Source organism: Streptomyces sp. NPDC018031 (genome assembly GCF_044327625.1).
GTDB lineage: Bacteria > Actinomycetota > Actinomycetes > Streptomycetales > Streptomycetaceae > Streptomyces.
Window position 1 is genome coordinate 1,113,298 of sequence record NZ_JBIRFT010000001.1, and the last position, 20,032, is coordinate 1,133,329.

The 20,032-nt window shown below is 75.9% G+C and carries 13 protein-coding genes; 7 read left to right on the forward strand and 6 right to left on the reverse strand.

The window, feature by feature from the left end:
* The first annotated feature begins 113 nt into the window (after positions 1-113).
* A complete protein-coding gene (locus tag ACH4B3_RS04650) occupies positions 114-1,118 on the forward strand; it encodes a GlxA family transcriptional regulator (protein WP_398461235.1) in 1,005 nt (334 codons plus the stop codon).
* 398 nt (positions 1,119-1,516) lie between these two features.
* Here ACH4B3_RS04650 and ACH4B3_RS04655 read toward each other — a convergent pair whose 3' ends face one another.
* The 3 genes from ACH4B3_RS04655 to ACH4B3_RS04665 all read right to left on the reverse strand — a co-directional run bounded on the left by ACH4B3_RS04655 (position 1,517) and on the right by ACH4B3_RS04665 (position 6,948).
* Positions 1,517-2,113 (reverse strand): ATP-binding protein, encoded by a 597-nt coding sequence (locus ACH4B3_RS04655; protein WP_398461236.1) that lies wholly within the window; start codon positions 2,111-2,113, stop codon positions 1,517-1,519.
* A 397-nt stretch (positions 2,114-2,510) separates the two neighbouring features.
* Complete coding sequence (locus tag ACH4B3_RS04660; RefSeq protein WP_398461237.1) at positions 2,511-4,796, reverse strand: protein kinase; 2,286 nt, start codon at positions 4,794-4,796, stop codon at positions 2,511-2,513.
* Between the two features lie 253 nt (positions 4,797-5,049).
* Positions 5,050-6,948, reverse strand: coding sequence for a protein kinase (locus ACH4B3_RS04665; RefSeq protein WP_398461238.1), 1,899 nt, complete (start codon positions 6,946-6,948; stop codon positions 5,050-5,052).
* Between the two features lie 205 nt (positions 6,949-7,153).
* Between ACH4B3_RS04665 and ACH4B3_RS04670 the strand changes: the two genes are divergently transcribed.
* From ACH4B3_RS04670 to ACH4B3_RS04680, 3 genes are all read left to right on the forward strand, one after another.
* Positions 7,154-8,392: a serine hydrolase domain-containing protein gene (locus tag ACH4B3_RS04670; RefSeq protein WP_398461239.1), complete on the forward strand. Its 1,239-nt coding sequence runs from the start codon at positions 7,154-7,156 to the stop codon at positions 8,390-8,392.
* A gap of 188 nt (positions 8,393-8,580) precedes the next feature.
* Positions 8,581-9,507, forward strand: a complete 927-nt coding sequence (locus ACH4B3_RS04675; RefSeq protein ID WP_398461583.1) for an AraC family transcriptional regulator — start codon at positions 8,581-8,583, stop codon at positions 9,505-9,507.
* Positions 9,508-9,657: 150 nt separating this feature from the next.
* Positions 9,658-10,512, forward strand: a complete 855-nt coding sequence (locus ACH4B3_RS04680) for a carbohydrate-binding protein (protein ID WP_398461240.1) — start codon at positions 9,658-9,660, stop codon at positions 10,510-10,512.
* A 129-nt stretch (positions 10,513-10,641) separates the two neighbouring features.
* On the opposite strand, the gene ACH4B3_RS04685 is transcribed toward ACH4B3_RS04680, so the two are convergent.
* Positions 10,642-12,348 (reverse strand): glycerol-3-phosphate dehydrogenase/oxidase, encoded by a 1,707-nt coding sequence (locus tag ACH4B3_RS04685; RefSeq protein WP_398461241.1) that lies wholly within the window; start codon positions 12,346-12,348, stop codon positions 10,642-10,644.
* Positions 12,349-12,660: 312 nt separating this feature from the next.
* Here ACH4B3_RS04685 and ACH4B3_RS04690 point away from each other — a divergent pair, with 312 nt between their 5' ends.
* Positions 12,661-13,923: a nucleotide sugar dehydrogenase gene (locus tag ACH4B3_RS04690; protein ID WP_398461584.1), complete on the forward strand. Its 1,263-nt coding sequence runs from the start codon at positions 12,661-12,663 to the stop codon at positions 13,921-13,923.
* 569 nt (positions 13,924-14,492) lie between these two features.
* Positions 14,493-15,113, forward strand: coding sequence for a DedA family protein (locus tag ACH4B3_RS04695; RefSeq protein WP_398461242.1), 621 nt, complete (start codon positions 14,493-14,495; stop codon positions 15,111-15,113).
* Here the strand turns inward: ACH4B3_RS04695 and ACH4B3_RS04700 are convergent.
* Entirely contained in the window at positions 15,077-17,449 is a 2,373-nt protein-coding gene (locus ACH4B3_RS04700; protein WP_398461243.1) for a DUF6049 family protein, read from the reverse strand. The genes ACH4B3_RS04695 and ACH4B3_RS04700 overlap by 37 nt on opposite strands.
* Positions 17,450-17,742: 293 nt before the next feature.
* Positions 17,743-18,942, reverse strand: coding sequence for a rod shape-determining protein (locus tag ACH4B3_RS04705; RefSeq protein WP_398461244.1), 1,200 nt, complete (start codon positions 18,940-18,942; stop codon positions 17,743-17,745).
* 439 nt (positions 18,943-19,381) lie between these two features.
* Here ACH4B3_RS04705 and ACH4B3_RS04710 point away from each other — a divergent pair, with 439 nt between their 5' ends.
* Positions 19,382-19,924 carry a hypothetical protein gene (locus ACH4B3_RS04710; protein WP_398461245.1) on the forward strand — a complete coding sequence of 181 codons (543 nt, stop codon included), beginning with the start codon at positions 19,382-19,384 and terminating at the stop codon, positions 19,922-19,924.
* Positions 19,925-20,032: the final 108 nt, after the last annotated feature.

Below are 20,032 nucleotides of genomic sequence, written 5' to 3' on the forward strand. Positions count from 1 at the left end.
GCCACCGCCCGGGGTGCCCGGGAATGCCTCCCGGCCCGGCCGCCTTATCCTGCACGCACTCCGGCGCCACCCGGCGGCGCCGCGGACCGACCGGCCGGAACACAGGGGGTTGCATGGCGGACACGGTGAACGGCGACCGGACGCACCGGGTCGTCGTGCTCGCGCTGGCCGGTGTGATCCCGTTCGAACTCGGTATCCCGTACCGCATCTTCGGCAAGGCCCGCGCCGCTTCCGGCCGCCCGCTGTACGAGGTGCTGACCTGCGGGGTCGAGCCGGGGCCGGTCGTCACCGACGCCGACTTCACCATCAGCGTGGAGCACGGGCCAGCGCTCCTCGCCGAGGCCGACACGGTAGTGGTGCCCGCGTCCCACGAACTCGGCCCGGCCTATGAGCAAGGGCGGCTCGACGAGCCGCTGGCCGGTGCCTTCGCACACATCCGGCCGGGCACCCGCATGATGTCCATCTGCACCGGCAGCTATGTGCTCGCCGCGGCCGGCCTGCTCGACGGGCGCCCGGCGACCACCCACTGGAGCAGCGCCGACCACTTCCAGCGGCTCTTCCCCAACGTCCGGGTCGACCCGGACGTGCTGTTCGTGGACGACGGCGATGTGCTGACCTCCGCCGGGGTGGCCGCCGGAGTCGACCTGTGCCTGCACCTGGTCCGCCGTGACCACGGGGCCGGGATCGCCAACGACGTGGCCCGGCGCAGTGTGGTGCCCCCGCACCGGGACGGCGGCCAGGCGCAGTACATCCACCGCCCGGTCCCCGAGCCGCGGATGGCGACCACCACCGCGGCCCGGGCCTGGGCGCTGGACCGCCTGGACCGGCCGGTGTCGCTGCGCGAGCTGGCCGCCCAGGAGTCGATGAGCGTCCGGACCTTCACCCGGCGGTTCCGCGAGGAGGTCGGCACCAGCCCCGGTCAGTGGCTGGTCCAGCAGCGGGTGGCGCGCGCCCGGCACCTGCTGGAGTCCACCGGCCTGTCGGTGGACCAGGTGGCCCGGGACGCGGGCTTCGGTTCGACCGCGTCGATGCGGCAGCACCTGCAGAGCGCGGTGGGCGTCTCGCCGACGGCGTACCGGCGGACGTTCCGCGCGGCCACCGGGCCGGCGACGGAGTGACCGGGCCGGCCGGGAAGCCGGTCGGCGGCCGGTGGGTTGCCGGTGGGGGCCGGTCGGATGGCGGGCCGGCTGGCCGGTCGAAGGGGCGGGCCGAGGCCGGCCGGGGAGTCGGCCGGGGCCGGACGGCGGCCGGCCGGAGCATGGGCCGGGTGGCGGATCGGGGGCGGATCGGGTGGCGGCACGCCGACGCGCGCCCCGAGCACGGCATCGCGCACCGCCACCCCGGCTCCGACGCCGAGGTCCTGGTCCCGCGCGCCGGACCGCGACCCGCACTCGCCGAGGCGCGTCCCCGCCGGTCGACTCCCGCGGAGTCCTCGGCGTCCCCTCGCGGCGGATCGCTGATTCCCAGAGTGATCAGCCCGACACGCCACGTCAACACTCGTGGGGCGGTTCGCCCTTCATGCCTGACTTGTCAGCGTGGGGGTGGTGGGTTCGAAGGCGGCCATCCGCAGCGGCGCGCACCGGTCCACCTCACACCAGATGCGCTTCCCCGCCCCCTCGCGCTGCCAGCCCCACCGGTCGGCGAGCCCGTCGACCAGTTCGAGCCCGCGTCCGCTGGTGGCGGCCTCGTCCGCGTGCCGCTGGCGGGGGGCGCGGGCACTGCTGTCGGCGACCTCGACCCGCACCGTGCCGACCGCGGCCCGGGCCGTGCCCGGGGCGCCCTTGACCGTTCCGCCCCCGGGGCGTGTGGCGACCTGCCCGGCGGTGGCCCCGGCGCGCCCCGGCGCGGCGGCGGACCATGCCGGGCCTTCCGGGCCCTCCTCGGCTTCCGGGCCTTCGACACGCCCGGGCAGCACCATACGGAGTACGGCGGGGCAGCCGGTGTGCACGACGGCGTTGGTGACCAGTTCCGAGATGAGCAGGATCAGCGTCTCCGCCAGCGGCTCATCGGCGTCTATACCGGAACCGACGAGCCGCGACCGGGCCCACCTCCTGGCGCGGCCGACCTCCGCGGGGTCGGGCCGGACCTCCATCTGCACCTGAAGCACCTGCACCGTTCACACCATCCGAACCGGCGGACACATCGCCTCGCGCCTCGAAAGGGTCACGGACCGTGACTCCCTTCCGACACAGCATGGTTGACGTACAGTCACCTCAACAAGCGCTTCGGGCATATACCCGCGCCAAGGAGTACGTCCACGGCATACTGTGCGACGCGCACCGCGGGGACTCGAACAGCGGCGGCGAAGCCGTGTCCACCCCTCGCGAGCGGGGCACATTCGATCTCCCGGCGCCATGTCACTGGCCGAACCGGGGTCGCCGCGCCTCACCACCACTCGCACCCCACGGAGGTTACCCGAGCGGCGCCGCGACTCCCCCCAGTGACGAGTCACACCTGGGCAACAAGGCGGTATCAACGCTGGGTGATCCACCGGCCCCGGCCGGCGCGGGTCAGTCCGGCGCCGCGTACGTGGCGGTGGCCTGCTCGAAGTAGCGGGTCACCGCATCCCGTTCGTCGGCCGGGCCGATCACCTGGACGACGTGGTAGCGCCCGTCCAGCAGCATGGCGAGGTTGCGGGCGCACACCTCCCGGCCGCTGCTGTCCCGCCACCGGAACTCGCCCTCGGCCATCGCGGTGCCCCCGACGTCGATCCGGCGCAGCCCGGAGGTGGAGCTCCAGGAGGAGGCGCGGAAGGCGGCCAGCTCGGGCTCCTTCGCCTGCTGGTACGCCATCGGGTCCGTGCCCAGGTCCGCGGCCTTGTCCCGGCCCGGCACCACCACCAGTTCGAACTTCCCGCCGAGGTAGCGGATCTGGCCGCGGCTGTTCGGCCCGCGGCGCGACCAGGACTCGTGCACCGCCACCCGGAAGCCGCCCGGGTCCTCGCGCACCGCGAACCCCTTGGCCAGCCCTGCGGGCTGGGTGGACTGCGGCGACCGGTCGCCGTTCCCGCCGTCGCCCTCGCCGCCCGCGCTGCCGTCGCCCGGGTCCGGCTCGCCGCCGGTCGCGCCGCCGCCGGGTGCGGCCGAGCCGCCGCGGTCCGGTCCGCCGCGCGCGTCGTCCCCGCCCTCGTCGGCCTTCGGCATGAACAGCACCGCGTACAGCACCGCGGCACCGAGCAGCAGCAGGATGGCGACCAGCAGGGTCCGGCCGAGGCTGCGCGGGCCGCGCCCCCGCCGCAGTTCCGGCTCCCGCGGACCGGGCCGCAGTTTCGGCTCCCGCGGGCCGGGCCGCGGTTTCGGCTCCCGGCGTGGCCGGGGCGGCCGCGCTTCGGCGCGCTCCCGGTGCCGGGGCGGGCCCGCGGGCACTCCGAGGCGGCCCCGCCTCCGGCGCACCAGCCAGCCGCGGCGGCGCACCACCGGCAGCCGCCGGGGGTCGGACGGCCCGGCGGAGCCCGGCGACGGCACCACGACGGTGCGGCTGCCGACCTCCGGTTCCGGCGCGGAACGTATCAGCGAGCGCAGCCAGCCGCGCAGTTCCTCGGACTCGGGCCGTTCGGCCGGGTCCTGGCGCAGCAGCGACTCGACGACCGGGCGGAGCGGCCCGCACTCCTCCGCGTACGCCGGCGCTTCGGCGCACACCAGTTGCACCAGTTCGGCCGGGTCGTCCTCGGGATAGGGGGCGTGCCCCTGCACCGCGCGGAAGAGCAGCGCGCCGACCGCCCACAGGTCGGTGGCCTCGGTGATGGGAGGGGCGAGCCGCCAGTTGGCGTGCACCGGGCCGGCCTGCTCCGGCGCCCACCGCTCGGTGACCCCGCCGACCACCGCGATCCGGGCCTGGCGCGCCCGTTCGGCGCCGAGCACCGTGGCCGGTCCGCCCCGGGAACGGCCCTCGGTGCCGCGCCTCCCGGCGGCCGGTGCGCCCGGTGACCCGCCGGCCGGGCGGTCCGGGCCGTGGCCGGCCTCGCCGCGGCCCGCCGCCCTGGCCCCGGCGTGGTAGGCGGCGACGGCGGCCCCGCGGGGGCCCCGGCCGGGACCGGTTCCGTCGGTGTCCGGGTCGGCGCCGGTGCCGTCGGCCGCGCTGCCGTCACCGCCGCCGGGGTGGGCGTCGGCCGGGTCCGGGGACCGCCGGGCCCGGGGCACCCGGGGTTCGGCGCCGGGGCGGTCGGGCTCCGCGGCGGGTGCCGGGTCCGGGGGTGACAGCGGGGCCGGCGGCTCGGTGGGCACCGGGTCGTAGCCGCACAGCGCCTCCTGGGCCGCGCCGGCCGCCAGCCCGGTGAGCATGGCCCGGCCGTCCTCGCAGATCAGGACCGTGCGGGTGGTGATGTTGCGGTGCACCCAGCCGTGCGCGTGCACGGCCCGCAGGGCGGTGAGCACATCGGCGGCGACCTCGGCGGCCCGGTGCGCGGACAGCGGCCGCTCGGCCAGCAGGGCCGCCAGCGGCCGCCCGGCCACGAACTCGCTGACTATCCACAGGCTTCCGTCCTCGGCGAAGACGTGGAAGACCTGGTCCAGCCGGGGGTGGTCGGGCAGCGACGCGGCCGCGGTCGCGGCGTCTATGGCCCGCCGTACGGCCGGGTCCTCGGCGCCGCGGGCGGGGCGCCCGTGGGGGGAGGGGTACCGGGCGTCGCCGACCACCTCCGCCTCGACGACCTCCGGCAGCGGTATCTGACGGATCAGTACCCGCTGCCCGCTGTAGGTGTCGAAGGCCGGGGCGTCGACCGGTTCGTACGCGTCGCCGGAGGGCGGCAGGGGCATGCGGTAGCGGTCGGCGAGCACCCTCCCCGCGTAGTCGTCCATGACGCCTCCCCAGTGCGCGCCCGGCCCACCGCGCAATTCCGGTCGTTCTTCCGCCTGTCACGGTCGCGTGCGGTCCACGGCTTCTCACCATACGGCCCGGGGCCGCACGGTGCCGAGCGGACGAACCCACTCGACCGGTGGTCGGTTCCCGGCCGTTTCCGCCGGGCGCCGTCCGCCGCCGCGTGGCCGGGCGCCGTCCCGCCGCCGCGACGTTCCGGTGGTGCCGGTCCGCCCGGCCGGGCCGGACGGCCGCTCAGCCGGTGGGCTTGAAGGTCTTGAAGGCGGTGTTCCGGAGGGTCTTGCACTCCGGCTCGTCCCACTTGTCCTTCTCGCAGGTGATCATGATGGCGTAGCCCTGGTCACCGTCCTTCTTGAAGCCGCGGTTCACCACGCGCACCGTCTGCCCGCCCTGCCGGCGCTCGAACCGCCAGTCGGCCACCGTCGGGTAGCCGCGCCAGTCGACGGTGGCGATGCCCAGGCCACGGTAGCCCGGCATGGAGCCGCGGGCCCCGCCCTCCGCCGCCCGCCAGGCCGCCGCCGCGTCGGACCGCGGGGAGCTGTTGAAGTCCACCTGCACGCGGGGGAACTCGGCGGCGCCGCGGTAGATCCGGCCACCGTCGTAGACCTGGCCGTTGACGCTGATGGAGTGCGCCTTCCAGCCTTCGGGCAGCGCCATGGTGAAGTGGTGGCGCCCGTAGGACAGCGGCGCGTACCCGTCCGGCAGCCGGTTCTTCTCCTTGCCGTCGTCCTTGCCGTCCTTGCCGTCGGCGTCGGCGTCGTCGTCGTTCCGCGGCTCGTCGGACGGCTTGGTGGACGGGGACTGCTGCCCGGTGGGCTGCTCGGAGCCGTCGGCGTCCGGGTCGGAGCCGGTGCCGCCCGGCTCCCGGCCGGCCGCCGCCCCGGACTCCCGGCCTCCCGCGTTCTTGCCGCCGGCTTCCCCGTCGTCGCCGTTGAGGGCGACGGCGAGCACGGTGCCGAGCACGGCCAGCGCGACCACCACGGCGATGATGATCAGGGTGCGGCGCGGCACCACATCGGTGATCGAGGCGCGCGGCGGCGCCGGCGGCGCGGACTGCGGGCCGGCCGACGGGCTCGGCTTCCGGTTGCCGGCCGCGGCCGCGTTCCGGGTGGAGCGCAGCGCGTTGCGCATCCGGTCCGCGGTCTCCGGCGGGACCGGGGTGCGGGCGGTGCCGGCCGGCCGGGCCGTGCTCCGGGGGCCGTTCTCGGGCCGCCGGGGCGGCGCGGCCGGGGGCTCCGGCGGCAGGGCCATGGTGCGGGTCGGCTCGACGGCGACCGGCCCGGCGGGGGCCTCCGGGGCGCTCAGGGCCGCGGTGAGCAGGGCGCGGGCGCCCGCGTCGTCCAGGCGCCGCCCGGGGTCCTTGTCGAGCAGCCCGTAGATGACCTCCTCCAGCGGGCCCGCGTTCTTCGGCGGGTCGAGCGGCTCGGTCATCACCGCGGTGAGGGTCGCGATCGCGGTGCTCTTGTCGTACGGCGGGACGCCCTCCACCGCCGCGTACAGCAGGCCGCCCAGCGACCACAGGTCGGCCGGCGGCCCCGGCTTGTGGCCGCGGGCCCGTTCCGGGGAGATGTAGGACGGCGCGCCGACCAGCATGCCGGTGGAGGTGACCGACGGGTCGCCCTCGACCTGGGCGATGCCGAAGTCGGTGAGCACCACCCGGCCGTCGTCCGAGATCAGCACGTTCGACGGCTTCACGTCGCGGTGCAGGATGCCCTCGCGGTGCGCGGCGCGCAGCACGTCGAGGACGGCGATGCCGACCTCGGCGGCGCGGCGCGGGGTCAGCGGACCGTCGTCCCGGACGGCGTCGGCGAGCGACCGCCCCTCGATCAGCTCCATGACGATCCACGGCCGGTCGTCCTCGTCGACCACGTCGTAGACGGTGACGGCGCCGTTGCTCCGGATCCGGGCGATGGCCTTGGCCTCGCGCAGCGTCCGGGTGATGAGCCGTCGCTTCTCGTCCTCGTCGACGCTGGAGGGGAAGCGCAGCTCCTTGACCGCGACGGTACGGCCGAGCGTCTCGTCCCGGGCGCGCCAGACCGTGCCCATGCCGCCTCGGCCGAGGACCTCACCGAGCCGGTACCGCCCTGCGAGGAGGCGCCCGGTCGTGTCCTGCGTCTGCTCCGCCTCCGACATGCGACCCCTCTGAAATTTCTGCGAATCAACCCACCCTGGCAGAGCGCCCATTGTCTCTCATCCGCGGACCGGGGGAAGTCCCGGGTCCGCCCCCGGGCGAGCCGCGGCGGAAGGACCTGGCACCATCGGGGAGTTCATCGCCGGACGTGTCGCCAGGACGGGTACCGGACACGGAATCCGTACCGGAGGCGAACGGAGGACCACTGTGCCGATCAGCACCCGCGCGCCGCTGGCGGCGGCGCTGGCGATGGCGGCCGTGGCCGCGGTGGCCGGGTGCGGCGGGATTCCGGCGGCCCCGCGCCACCTGCCGTACGGGGAGCGCGACACGGCCCGGGGGCCCGCGGACGTCACCGCCGAACTGCGGCGGATCCTGCGCCGCGGCCCGGCGCCCGGTGGCGCGGTGCTGGTCACTGCGGGCGGGCGCGTCCGGTTCACCGGCGCGGGGGTGTCGGACCTGCGCACCGGACGGCCGGTCGGGCGGGACGACCGCTTCCGGGCCGGCTCGCTGACCAAGACCTTCCTCGCCACCGTGGTGCTGCAACTGGCGGCCGAACGCCGGCTCGGCCTGGACGACCCGGTCGAGCGGTACCTGCCCGGACTGGTCCGGGCCCCGGGGCGCGCCGACGACGGTGACGGCGGTGCGCGCGGCGACGGCGGTCACGACGGCCGGGCGATCACCATCCGTCAGCTGCTGGCCCACACCAGCGGGCTGTACGACTACACCCGGGACCCGGAACTGGCCCGGCGGGTGTTCGGCACCGGCTTCCCCGAGCACCGGCTGGACCGGCACACCCCGCGGGAGCTGGTGGCCACCGCGCTGGCGCACCGCCCGGTGTTCCGCCCGGGCGCCGGGTGGGGCTACTCCAACACCGACTACGTCCTGCTGGGCATGGTGGTGGAACGGGTCACCGGGCAGGGCTACCCGGCCGAGGTGCGGCGCCGGATCATCGAGCCGCTCGGGCTGGCCGGCACCTCGTTCCCCGGCCACCGGGCGGCGCTGCCCGCTCCGCACGGGCGCGGCTACTCCTCGCCGGTCGGCGCCGGCGGCCCCCGGCGCGACGTGACCGAGTTCGATCCGTCCTTCGCCGGGGCGGCGGGCGAACTGGTCTCCACGCTGGACGACCTGTCCCGGTTCTACGGGGCGCTGCTCGGTGGCGAGCTGCTGCCCGAGGCGCTGCTGGAGCGGATGCGGAGCACCGGGGGGACGGGGGGCCGGTACGGACTGGGCATCCATCCGGTGGCGCTGCCCTGCACGGTCGTCTGGGGGCACAGCGGCACCATCAACGGCTCGTCGGTGCTGGTCGTCGGCTCCCGCACCGGTCGGCATGTGCTCGCCTACCGGCTGAACCACGAGGCGGGCGTGGACCGGGCCGCGGAACGGGCGCTGCTGCGGGAGGAGTTCTGCCGGCGGGTGCCGGCCCCGCCGTCCACCGCCCGTCCATAGCGCCGGCCTCCCCGGTCCGGCGGTATCTCGTGGCCGTCCGCGGAAGCCGGTAGCGTCCGGACGCGCCGGGCCGCCGGTCCGCGGCCGGCGAAGGGGGGACGGCGTCGGGCGAGGGGGTAGCGGTGGTGGCGTGCCGGGAGCAGGGGTCGCGGGACGGGTTCGGGGACACGGTGCCGCTGCACCAGCTGATGGTGCCCGACCGGGGGGTGCTGCCGTTCGCGATGGGCACCTTCGACACCATCGGGCCGCTGTCCCGGGCGGAGTTCCCGCACCGGCACACCTTCCACGAGATCGTGTTCGTCACCGGTGGCCGGGGCGCCCACGTCATCGACCTCGCCGCCTGGCCGCTGGACCCGCCGCAGCTGGGGTTCGTCGTCCCCGGCCGGGTGCACCACTGGGAGCGGGTCTCCGGTCTGGAGGGGCGGGTCGTCCTCTTCAACGACGACTTCCTGCTCAACCATCCGGAGGACCGGGACGCGCTGCGGCGCCTGGGCGACCGGCCGTTCCTGCGGCCGCCGGAGGACTCGGCACGGGCGATCGGGGCGCTGCTGGCGGAGATGGACCGGGAGTACCAGGCGCAGGCGCCCGGCTTCATCTCGGTGCTCCAGGCGTATCTGCACGTGCTGATCGTGCGGGCCGGGCGGCTCGCCGGGGCGGTGCCGGGGCCGGCCGCCGTGGCCGCCGCGCGGCCGCCCGCCCCGGGGGGCCCGCTGCGGCCCGCCGGGGCGGCCTCGGAGTCGGCGGACGCGGTGGCGTTACGTTTCGCCGGGCTGCTGGCCCGCCCCGACGGGCCCGCCCGGTCGGTGCGGGACTGCGCCGCGCTGCTGGGCGTGTCGGCCGGCCGGCTGCACCAGGCGGTGAAGGAGGCCACCGGCCGCACCCCCGGCGGGATGATCCGGCAGGCCCGGGTGCTGGAGGCCAAGCGGCTGCTGGCGGGCACCGGGTTGTCGGTGGGCCAGGTGGCCCGGCAGACAGGTTTCGCCGACCCCGCGTACTTCTGCCGGTTCTTCCGCCGCGAAACCGGCAGCAGCCCCGGGGACTTCCGCCGCACGGTGCGCGGAAAACACCACGATCGGGTACTTGTGTCCATCGACCCCCCGGACCCGGCCGCATAGTTTCTGTCCCGGATCGATCCACCCTCTTCCCCAAGCGAGTCGGCGTCTCGTGGCGCGACCGACCCGTGGAGCCGCCGGCGCAGCCGGTCACCCGGCCCACCGGGTCCGCGTCCGGCGCGTCGCCGGCTTTCCTACCAGAGGAGATCCCCCGTGGCAGACGAGCATCCCCCAGGCTCTCCGGGCACCTCGGACTCACCGGATTCCCCGAGCCGCCCCGGCTCCCGGCACATCAGCCGCAAGCGGCTCATCCAGGCGGCCCTGGTGGCCGCGCCCGCGGCCATGCTGCTCGGCAGCGCCCCGGCGCTCGCCCGGAACCAGTCGGCGTCCGCGGACCGGCCGCTGACGCCCACCCCGTACTGTGACGACGGCGACGACCCGACGCCGCCGCAGATGGAGGGCCCGTACTTCAAGCCCAACTCCCCGCGCCGCACCTCGCTCGTGGAGCCGGGCACGGTCGGCACCCGGCTGACCGTCAGCGGTTACGTGTTCGGGCTGGCCTGCAAGCCGGTCGCGGGCGTACTGCTGGACTTCTGGCAGGCGGACAACCGGGGCAACTACGACAACGTGGGCTTCCGCTTCCGGGGGCACCAGTTCACCGACTCCACCGGCGCGTTCCGCCTGGACACGATCGTGCCGGGCCTGTACCCGGGCCGCACCCGGCACATCCACGTCAAGGTGCAGGCGCCCAACCGGCCGGTGCTGACGACGCAGCTGTACTTCCCGGGCGAGCCGGGGAACTCCAGCGACTCCATCTTCGATCCCCGGCTGCTGATGACGATGAGCGGCGACGGCACCGGCCGGAAGGGGGCGTACGACTTCGTCCTGAACCTGCCGCAGGGTCCGACCGATCCGCCCGACCCCGGTGGCAGCTGGCAGGCGGGGAAGGTCTACGCGGCCGGTGACCAGGTGACCTACGGCGGTGCGACGTATGTGTGCCTGCAGGGGCACACGGCGGTGGCTGGGTGGGAGCCGCCCGTCGCGGCCGCCCTGTGGCGTCGGGTCTGAGGCGGATCCGACGCCGGGTGCGGGGCCCTCGTCGGCGGGCCCCGCACCCCTGCCGGCCGGCGGTCCGGCCGGCCGGCCGCCCCCGGCGCCCCGGGGCCGGCACGAAGGCCCCGGGGCGCCGCCGCGCGGTCACACCGGCTGGATGTCCGGGGCGCCCAGCCGGGCCGCGTCCGCCGTCAGGTCGTCCGGCTGGCGCTGCGACTCGCGTTCGGCCTCCACCCGCTTCTCGTAGTGCTCGACCTCCTTGTCGATCTGCTCGCTCCCCCAGCCCAGCACCGGGGCGATCAGTTCCGCGGCCTCGCGGGCGCACCGGGTGCCGCGGTCGAAGGTCTCGATGGAGATCCGGGTGCGCCGGGTGAGGATGTCGTCCAGGTGGCGGGCGCCCTCGTGGGAGGCGCCGTAGACCACCTCGGCGCGCAGGTAGTCGTCGGCCCCGGTGAGCGGTTCGCCCAGTGCGGGGTCGGCGGCGATCAGTTCCAGGAGTTCCTCGGTGAGCGAGCCGTACCGGCCCAGCAGGTGCTCGATGCGCACGACGTGCAGACCGGAGCGCCGGGCCAGCCGGGCGCGGGTGTTCCACAGCGCCGGGTAGCCCTCGGCCCCGGCCAGCGGCACCTCCTCGGTGCAGCAGTCGGCGACCCGGCGGTCCAGGCCGTGCACCGCCTCGTCCACCGCGTCCTTGGCCATCACCCGGTAGGTGGTGTACTTGCCGCCCGCGACCACCACCAGGCCGGGGGCCGGGTGGGCGACGGTGTGCTCCCGGGAGAGTTTGCTGGTGGCGTCGGACTCGCCGGCCAGCAGCGGCCGCAGGCCCGCGTACACGCCCTCCACGTCCTCCCGGGTCAGCGGCACCCGCAGCACGGAGTTGACGTGCTCCAGCAGGTAGTCGATGTCGGCGCTGGACGCGGCCGGGTGGGACTTGTCCAGGTCCCAGTCGGTGTCGGTGGTGCCGACGATCCAGTGCCGGCCCCACGGGATGACGAACAGCACGCTCTTCTCGGTGCGCAGGATCAGCCCGGTGGTGGAGTGGATGCGGTCCTTGGGGACGACCAGGTGGATGCCCTTGGAGGCGCGGACGTGGAACTGTCCGCGTTCGCCGATCATCGCCTGGGTGTCGTCGGTCCACACCCCGGTGGCGTTGACCACCTGCCGGGCCCGGACCTCGAACTCGCCGCCCTGTTCCAGGTCGCGGATCCGCGCGCCGACCACCCGTTCGCCCTCCCGCAGGAAGCCCACGGCCCGGGCCCGGTTGGCGACCTGGGCGCCGTAGCCGGCGGCGGTGCGCACCAGGGTGGTGACGAAGCGGGCGTCGTCCATCTGGGCGTCGTAGTACTGCAACGCCCCGACCAGCGCCTCCTTGCGCAGGCAGGGGGCGACGCGCAGGGCGTGGCGGCGGGTGAGGTGGCGGTGGACGGGCAGGCCGCGGCCGTGGCCGGAGGAGACCGACATGGCGTCGTAGAGGGCGACCCCGGAGCCCGCGTACAGCCGCTCCCAGCCGCGGTGCCGGAGCGGGTAGAGGAAGGGCACCGGCCGGACCAGGTGCGGGGCGAGCCGTTCGAGCAGCAGTCCGCGTTCCTTGAGCGCCTCCCGCACCAGCGCGAAGTCCAGCATCTCCAGATAGCGCAGGCCGCCGTGGATGAGCTTGCTGGAGCGGCTGGAGGTGCCCGCGGCCCAGTCCCGGGCCTCGACCAGGGCGGTGGACAGGCCGCGGGTGGCCGCGTCCAGGGCGGTGCCCGCGCCGACGACCCCGCCGCCCACCACCAGCACGTCCACTTCCTGCTCGGCCATCCGGGCCAGCGCCTGGCCGCGCTCGGCGGGGCCGAGGGTGGGTGTCCTCACAACTGCCTCCCAGTGTGATCGCGGTCACATTCCCTGTCCGTCGATTCTGGCGGCGCACCGACCGGACAGCCAGGCCGCCCGGCTCCGGGGCCCCGGCCGGCGACGCCCGCCGCCGGCGGCACCGGCCCCGCCGGCCCCGGCGCCGGGCGACCCCGGGCACGCGCCCGGCGCCGGGCGGGACTCCGGCATCGGGGCCGACATCGCCGCCCATGGCGCCGCCAATACTGAATACGAGTCATATTTCCGCTTAGTCTGCATTTGCGCCATCCGGAATCGTCCCGGGAAGGACGGCACGACGCCATGCCCGCAGCCATGCCCGCAGACCTCGCCGTCATCGGCCTCGGCCACCTCGGCCTCCCGCTCGCCCAGGCCGCCACCGCCGCAGGCATCACCACCGTCGGCTACGACCCCGATCCGGCGGCCGTCGCCGAGCTACGGGCCGGCCGCCCCCCGGTGGAGGGCGCGCTGCCCGCCGCCGCCGTCCGCAGAATGGTCTCCGCGGGCTTCCGGGCCACCACCGACCCGGCCGAGCTGGGCCGCGTCCGCACCGCGGTGATCTGCGCGCCGACCCCGCTGGGCGAGGACCGGGCGCTGGACCTGAGCGCGGTCGGGGAGGCCGCCCGCGCGCTCGCCGCCCGGCTGCGGCCGCGCACCACCGTGCTGCTGGAATCCGCCGTCCACCCCGGCACCACCGAGGACCTGGTGCGGCCGATCCTGGAGGAGGGCTCCGGGCTGCGCGCCGGACGGGACTTCCACCTCGCCTACTCGCCCTGCCGCCTGGACCCCGGGAACCGGACCTACACCCTGGCCAACACCCCCAAGGTGATCGGCGGCCTCACCCCCGCCTGCACCGAGGCGGCCGCCGCGTTCTACGGGCGGCTGACCGAGAAGGTGGTGCGGGCCCGGGGGCCCCGCGAGGCCGAGACGGTGAAGGTGCTGGAGACCAACTACCGGCACGTCAACATCGCGCTGGTCAACGAGATGGCGGTGTTCTGCCACGACCTCGGGGTGGACCTGTGGGACGTGGTGCGCTGCGCGGAGACCAAGCCGTTCGGCTTCCACGCCTTCCGGCCCGGGCCCGGCGTCGGCGGCCACGGCGTGCCCATCGACCCCAACTACCTCGCGTACCGCAGCCGCAGCCTGGGCTACCCGCTGCGCATGGTGGAGCTGGCCCAGGAGGTCAACGGCCGGATGCCGCGCTACGTCACCCAGCGCTGCGCCACCCTGCTCAACGAGCACGGCAAGTCGGCGCGGGGCGCGCGGGTGCTGCTGCTCGGCGTCGGTTACAAGCCGGACGTGGGCGACCAGGAGGGCGCGCCCGCCCGGGAGATCGCCTCCCGGCTGATGGAGCTGGGTGCCCAGCTGAGCTTCCACGACCCGTACGTCATGCAGTGGCGGGTGCTCGGCCAGCCGGTGCCGCGCGCCGACGCGCTGTACGAGGCGGCGGCCGCCGCGGACCTGACCGTGCTGCTCCAGCACCACCGCACCTACGACCTCCAGGGCCTGGCCGTGAAGGCGCAGCTGCTGCTGGACACCCGCGGGGCGAGCCCGGCGGGGGCCGCCCACCGGCTGTGAGGGGAGCGGCTGCCCGGCACGGCCGAGGACCTCACGCCGCACGGCGGGACCGGCGCCCCGGTCGAGACGGCGGAGCACCTCCACCGCACCCGGGACCCGCCGAAGCCCACCGTCACCGGCTGGGGCGAGGCGGTCCGCTCCCCGGAGCCGGCCGCCGGGTACGAGCCGTTCGCCACCCGGCCGCGCCGGCTGCCGACCGAGGGCGGCGAACGGCCCCGCCGGGCGGACCGGCTGCCCGCGGGGACCGCCCCCGCGGGGGCTCGCGCGCGCGGCCTCCGGCGCGCCGCGGGGCGACCTCCGCCGGCGCGCCCCGCTCGACGACGCCGATCCGGTCGACTTCCGGACCGATCCGCACGCCCCGCTGCCGGCGGCCACCCGGTCCGACGTCGCGGTATCCGCCCCGGGCCGGACCCGGGCGCCCGGCCGGGCCGGCGCGAGGCCGAAAGGCGCCGTTGCCGACCCCGGTCACCGGGTGTAAAATTCAGTACCAGATGAATTACTCATCGCGATGAAACATCCGTGAGGTACTACCGGACGACCGCCACCCCGGCGGGGAAGGTACCGACACGATGGACTGGCTGAGCGACCTGCTGCTGACGCTTCCGGGGTGGACGGTGCTCACCCTGGTCTTCCTGGTACCCGCCCTCGAGGCCGCGGCCTTCCCCGGAGTCCTGATGCCGGGCCAGTCCACGATGCTCATCGGCGGCGCCCTCGCCCACCTCGGGCGCGCCCCGCTCGCCTCGGTGCTCACCGCCGCCGTGCTGGGCGCCCTCGTCGGCCCCAGCATCGGCTATCTGATCGGCCGCCGCTGGGGCCACCGGATGACCGCCCGGCTCCCGCACCGCCTGGTCCGGCCCACCGACGTGGAACGCACCCTGGCGCTGGTCCGCAAGCTCAGCGGCCCGGCGCTGGTCGCCGCCCGATTCGTCGCCCTGCTGCGCACCCTGGTGCCCGCGCTCAGCGGCGTCGCCGGCGTGCCCTACCGCCGCTTCCTGCTGTGGAACGCGGTGGGCGGCGTCATCTGGGCCGTCTGCAGCACCCTCGCCGGATTCCAGCTGGGCGGCAGCTGGCAGCACCTGCGCTCCGGGGTCACCGCGGCGGGCTGGCTGGCGCTCGGCGCGCTGGTGCTGCTGCTCGCCGCCGGGTACACCGTTCACCGGGTGCGCCTGCGGCGCGCCCGGCCCAGCTGAAACACCACCGCCAGCACGATCAGCAGCACCCCGCCGGCCACGATGGTGACCGCGCCGGAGGACACCGAGCGCACATCGGCCCGGAAGGTGATCGGCGCGCCCCAGGGCCGCCCGTCCGAGGTGGTGAACAGCTGGGCGGTCAGCCGGACCGGCCCGTTGGCGTGCGCCCGCACCTCCACCCGTACCGTGCGGCTCGCGGTCCGGGACGCCTCCGCCGCCACCGAGCCGTCCACCACCGTCAGCCGCTCGGGCCGGCCGGAGACCACCCGCACCTCGATCCCGGACACCGCCTGCTGGAGCGCGTTCTCGACGGTGACCGGGATGGTCGCGGAGTCCCCGGCCACCGTCACCGTCGACTTGGGCACCAGCCGTACCGACTCCATCGACGTGCGCAGGAACTCCGTGGTGCCGTGCACATACGCCCGGTTCCCGGCCGGCCGACCGCGCCAGGCGGTGGACACCGAACGCGCCAGCGCGGCCCGCACCGACGCGTCGGTGTACCCGGGGTCGGCCAGCACCTGCACCAGCGACCGCAGCAGGCGCCCGTCCCGGGCCACCGCCCGCAGCCGCGCGGGCGGCAGCTCGGTGTCCCGGAGGACGGCCGGATACTCCGCCACCGGCCCGGCCCGCCCGGCCACCGGGTCGCGCAGCGCGGCGGCCGGCGACACCGGCTCCAGCCAGCCCGACTCCATGCCCTCGGCCAGCGTGGCGGCCAGCGCCCGGGCCGTGGTGCCCGACATCCGGCGCGGCGGCAGCACCACCAGTCCGCGCGGCGCGTTCGGCGCCTCGCCGACCGCCGTGAGGGTCTCCGCCAGCAGCCGCTGCCGGAGCGGCGCCACCGGCCGGGCCGCGCCACCGCCGTCCAGCAGGTCCGCCAGCGTGGTGTCGTACGTCAGCGCGGCCAGGCCACCGCCCAGCGCCACCGGCCCGTCGTCGGTGGGCCCGGCGGCCCCCCAGCCGCCCGGCGCCCCGCTCAGCCCCACCCCGGAGGCCAGCACCGCACGCATCCGCAGCCGCTGCGCCAGATGGACGATGGAGGTGTCCAGCGCGCCGGCCTCCGGCCAGCCCAGGTCCTGGCGCGCCCGCACCCCCAGCGCCTCGTCGACCACCGCCCGGCCCCGCCGGGCCTGCCGGGCCTGCTCGCTGCGGCCGGAGTGGGCCAGCGAGGCGAGGTCGGGGTCCGCGTACGGCAGCGCCTCCACCTCCCGTCCGCGCACCGCGGCCCGCAGCGCGGCCAGCCAGTCGGCCGCGTCGTCCCCGCCGCGCCCCTCGGTGCTGTCCTGGGGGTCGGTGGTGTCCGGGGTGCGGGCCACCCGGTAGCCGTCCACCATCGCCTGCGCCTCGACGATCAGGTCCGGATCGACCAGCCAGGTCACCGGGCGCCCGCGGCCCGCCTCCACCAGCCGCCGCAGCCGGCCGCCGGGGGCGAACGAGGCGGCCAGCGCGTCGTTCCGGAAGACCGGCTGCGCGGCGTCCCCCGACCCCAGCGTCAGCGCCTGCATGTGCGGCACGTCGGTCAGCGGCCAGAACACCGTGGTGCGCAGCGGCTCGGCGTCCGTGCCGGCCGGATACCAGGGCAGGAAGGTACGGGTCAGGCCGTACACGGCACCGCCCCGCCCGGTCAGCGCCACGGTGAGCGGGTACGCCCCCGGGGTCCGCGGACCGAGGACCTCCACCGGCACCCGGAGGCGGAACTCCCGCCTGCCCCCGGCCGCCAGCCGGTCGACCGGTTCGGTGGGCTCGTCGGCCGCCGCGCCGTCCGGGGCCGCCAGCGGGCCGCGGGCCTCCACCGCGGCCACCTCGCTGCGGGTCGCCACCGCGCCGCCGGCACCGACCCGCGCCCCGAGGTGCGCCTTGGTGACGGCCTCGTCGGAGTGGTTGGTCAGGGTGCCGGTCAGGGTCACGGTGTCGTCCTCGGCGGGCACGGCCGGGGACACCCCCGCGAGGTCGACCCGGACCGGATACGTCCGCGGTGCCGCGGGGGCCGGGCGGGGCGGGGCCGGCACCGGCCCGGGCGGGGCGGGGGCGGCACGGCCCACCGGCACGACCTGCGACGGGTGGTACGAGGCGGGGTGCCGGGGCGCCGGATGCTGCGGGGCCGGGTGGTACGGGGCGGGCTGGTGCGGCGCCGGGTGCCGCGGCGCGGGCTGGTGCGGCGCCGGGTGATGTGGCGCGGGGTGCCGGGACGCGGGCTGGTGCGAGGCCGACTGGTGCGAGGCGGGGTGCCGGGGCGACGGCTGGTGCGGGGCGGGGGCGCCGGTGGCCGCCGCCGGCAGCAGCAGGAGCAGCGCGAAGGCCGCGAGCACCGCCCGCGCGTGCGCCCCGCCGCGTGCCATCGCCGTCACCTCGACGTCCGTCGTCCGTCCGGCCCCCGTCCGCCCGCTCCCCGGCCCCGCCCCACCCGCTCCGGGCCGGGCCCGCCCCGCTCAGGTTCCGGGCCGGCCCGGGGCGGGGCAGGCCCGGCCCGGGGCGGGGCCGCGTCGGCCCGGTGCGGGACGGGAGCCCGCCGGGCCGCACCGGTGGGTCCCGCTCCTCGGGTCGAGCATGGCCAACGGGCGGGCGGGACGCGCGCCGGCCGCGGCAAACGCCATGCCCGCGCCGCGCCCGGCGGCCACCCGCCCGGTCCCGCTCACATCCGCGCGGCGATGCCCGTGCGGGGCTTGGCGTCCAGCATCGTCCGGAGCGCGGAGAAGTCCTCCACGCACCGGCCGGTGCCCACCGCCACGCAGTTCAGCGGGTCGTCGGCGACCAGCACCGGGATGTCCAGTTCCCGCGCGATCCGGGTGTCGAGCCCGCGCAGCAGCGCGCCACCGCCGGTCAGCACCACGCCGCGGTCCATGATGTCGCCGGCCAGTTCCGGCGGCGTCTCGTCCAGCGTCTCCCGTACCGCCGCCACGATCGCGTCGACGGGCTCGGCGAGCGCGTGCCGCACCTCGTCCGCGGAGAGTTCCAGCAGCTTGGGCAGCCCGCTGGCCTGGTCCCGGCCGCGGACCGTGCAGCGCTCCGGCGGCAGCAGCCCCTGGGTGCGCTCGCCGTCGGGCCCACCCGCGGCGTCCGCCCCGTCGGCCTCGCCGCCGGACGCGATCGTGCCCGGACCTGCGTCCACCAGGGTGACGTGCCGGGACGCGGTGAGCCGGCCGAGTCCGGCGGTCGCCCAGGTCCCGCCCGGGGCGGCCGAGCCGATGGCCATCTTGATCTCCTCGGCGGTGCGTTCCCCGATGGCGAGGGCGTAGCGCTTCTTGACGTACGCGGTGATCGCCGCGTCCATCGCGTCCCCCGCGGTGCGCACCGACCGGGCCGTGACGATCCCGCCCAGCGAGATGACCGCGACCTCGGCGGTGCCGCCGCCGATGTCCACCACCATGCAGCCGGTCGGCTCGCTGACCGGCAGCCCCGCGCCGATGGCGGCCGCCATCGGCTCCTCGACCAGGTGCACCTGACGGGCTCCCGCCTGCGAGGCCGCCTCGATCACCGCGCGCCGTTCGACGCCGGTGATGCCGGACGGGACGCAGACCACGACCCGTGGCCGGGACAGCATCCGGTTGCCCGCCACCTTGCGGATGAAGTGCCGCAGCATCCGCTCGGCGATCTCGAAGTCCGCTATCACGCCGTCCCGTAGCGGACGGACCGCGACGATGTTGGACGGGGTGCGGCCGATGGTCTCCTTCGCCTCCGCCCCCACCGAAAGCACACTGCCGTCGACCGCGTTGACCGCGACCACCGACGGCTCGTTGAGCACAACTCCCTTCCCCCGTACGTACACCAGCGTGTTGGCGGTGCCGAGGTCGATGCCCATGTCTCGTCCGCTGAACGACTTGCTTTGCGCCATAAGTTGGCATTATTGCTTATGCCCGATTCATATCCGGCCCCGACCTCCCCCTCGGAGTGGCCAACTCCCCCGTCCGATGGGGTGAACGGGCCGACGGGCGACGAAACGGGCGCCGCCCGCGCCCGTCCCGAGCGGTCGCCGCCGTCTTGAACTCGCCGGTGTGAGAGACAACGCTCCGGGTAAAGATCGCGTCTCCCTCTACGGGCCGCCATGAGTGCGAAGCCCTCCCGTAACCCGGTCGGCGGCCGAATGGGCCCACTGAATCCCTATATAGCGGACACCTTGTCTCCATCCGGTCCCAGGCATGTCACGGACGACGGATACGACTTGTTGGATTGTCATGCCCTCCTGTTAATTTGTGGCACGCAGTTCGCGCCGCACTCCAGAAGTACCTGTCCCCGGAGCGCGGTCCATCACCTTCATCCCCGGGGGATCACTCATGAGCCAGAACTGGCAGCAGCCGCCGCAGCAGCCGCAGCAGCCGGGCGGCTACGGCTACCCGTCCCAGCAGCCCCAGTACGGCGGCGGCTTCCCGCCGCCCCCGCCCCCGGCCCCGCAGGGCAACGTGGGCCTCGCGATCGTCGCCGCCTTCGTCGCGGCCGTCATCGCCGGCCTCATCTACGGCGGCATCTTCTACGGCCTGTTCGACGAGGACTCGGGTGAGTACGTCGAGGTCGGCTACGTCGGTCTGCTCGTGGGTGCGCTGGTCGGCGCCACGGCGGGCAAGCTCGCCCCCCGGAACGTCGGTGCGTACATCGCCGCCGCGGTGTTCGCCGCCTTCGGTGTCGTCTTCGGCCAGTACTTCGGCATCGCGCTGATCATCAGCGAGTACAACCCGATGGCGCCGGGCGTCATGGAGCTCTTCACCGACCACTTCGACTACCTGAAGACGGCGTGGGAGGACCTGGAGGCGCTCAGCTTCGTCTTCATCGCCGTCGCCGCGGTCGAGAGCTTCCTGGTCTCCAAGAAGCTCGGCGGCTGAACCGGGTACGCACCAGCTGTCACCGCTCCCAGGCGGGCCGGGGATCCCCCGGCCCGCCTGACGCGTGTCGGGGCGCCTTCCGGCCGCGTGCCGCCGCGGCACGTCGGC

Excerpts from the sequence above, each read along its gene's own strand:
- ACH4B3_RS04650 (WP_398461235.1), top strand. The coding sequence starts at position 114 with ATGGCGGACACGGTGAACGGCGACCGGACGCACCGGGTCGTCGTGCTC.
- ACH4B3_RS04660 (WP_398461237.1), bottom strand. The coding sequence starts at position 4,796 with ATGGACGACTACGCGGGGAGGGTGCTCGCCGACCGCTACCGCATGCCC.
- ACH4B3_RS04665 (WP_398461238.1), bottom strand. The coding sequence starts at position 6,948 with ATGTCGGAGGCGGAGCAGACGCAGGACACGACCGGGCGCCTCCTCGCA.
- ACH4B3_RS04675 (WP_398461583.1), top strand. The coding sequence starts at position 8,581 with ATGGTGCCCGACCGGGGGGTGCTGCCGTTCGCGATGGGCACCTTCGAC.
- ACH4B3_RS04690 (WP_398461584.1), top strand. The coding sequence starts at position 12,661 with ATGCCCGCAGACCTCGCCGTCATCGGCCTCGGCCACCTCGGCCTCCCG.
- ACH4B3_RS04695 (WP_398461242.1), top strand. The coding sequence starts at position 14,493 with ATGGACTGGCTGAGCGACCTGCTGCTGACGCTTCCGGGGTGGACGGTG.
- ACH4B3_RS04700 (WP_398461243.1), bottom strand. The coding sequence starts at position 17,449 with ATGGCACGCGGCGGGGCGCACGCGCGGGCGGTGCTCGCGGCCTTCGCG.
- ACH4B3_RS04705 (WP_398461244.1), bottom strand. The coding sequence starts at position 18,942 with ATGGCGCAAAGCAAGTCGTTCAGCGGACGAGACATGGGCATCGACCTC.
- ACH4B3_RS04710 (WP_398461245.1), top strand. The coding sequence starts at position 19,382 with ATGAGCCAGAACTGGCAGCAGCCGCCGCAGCAGCCGCAGCAGCCGGGC.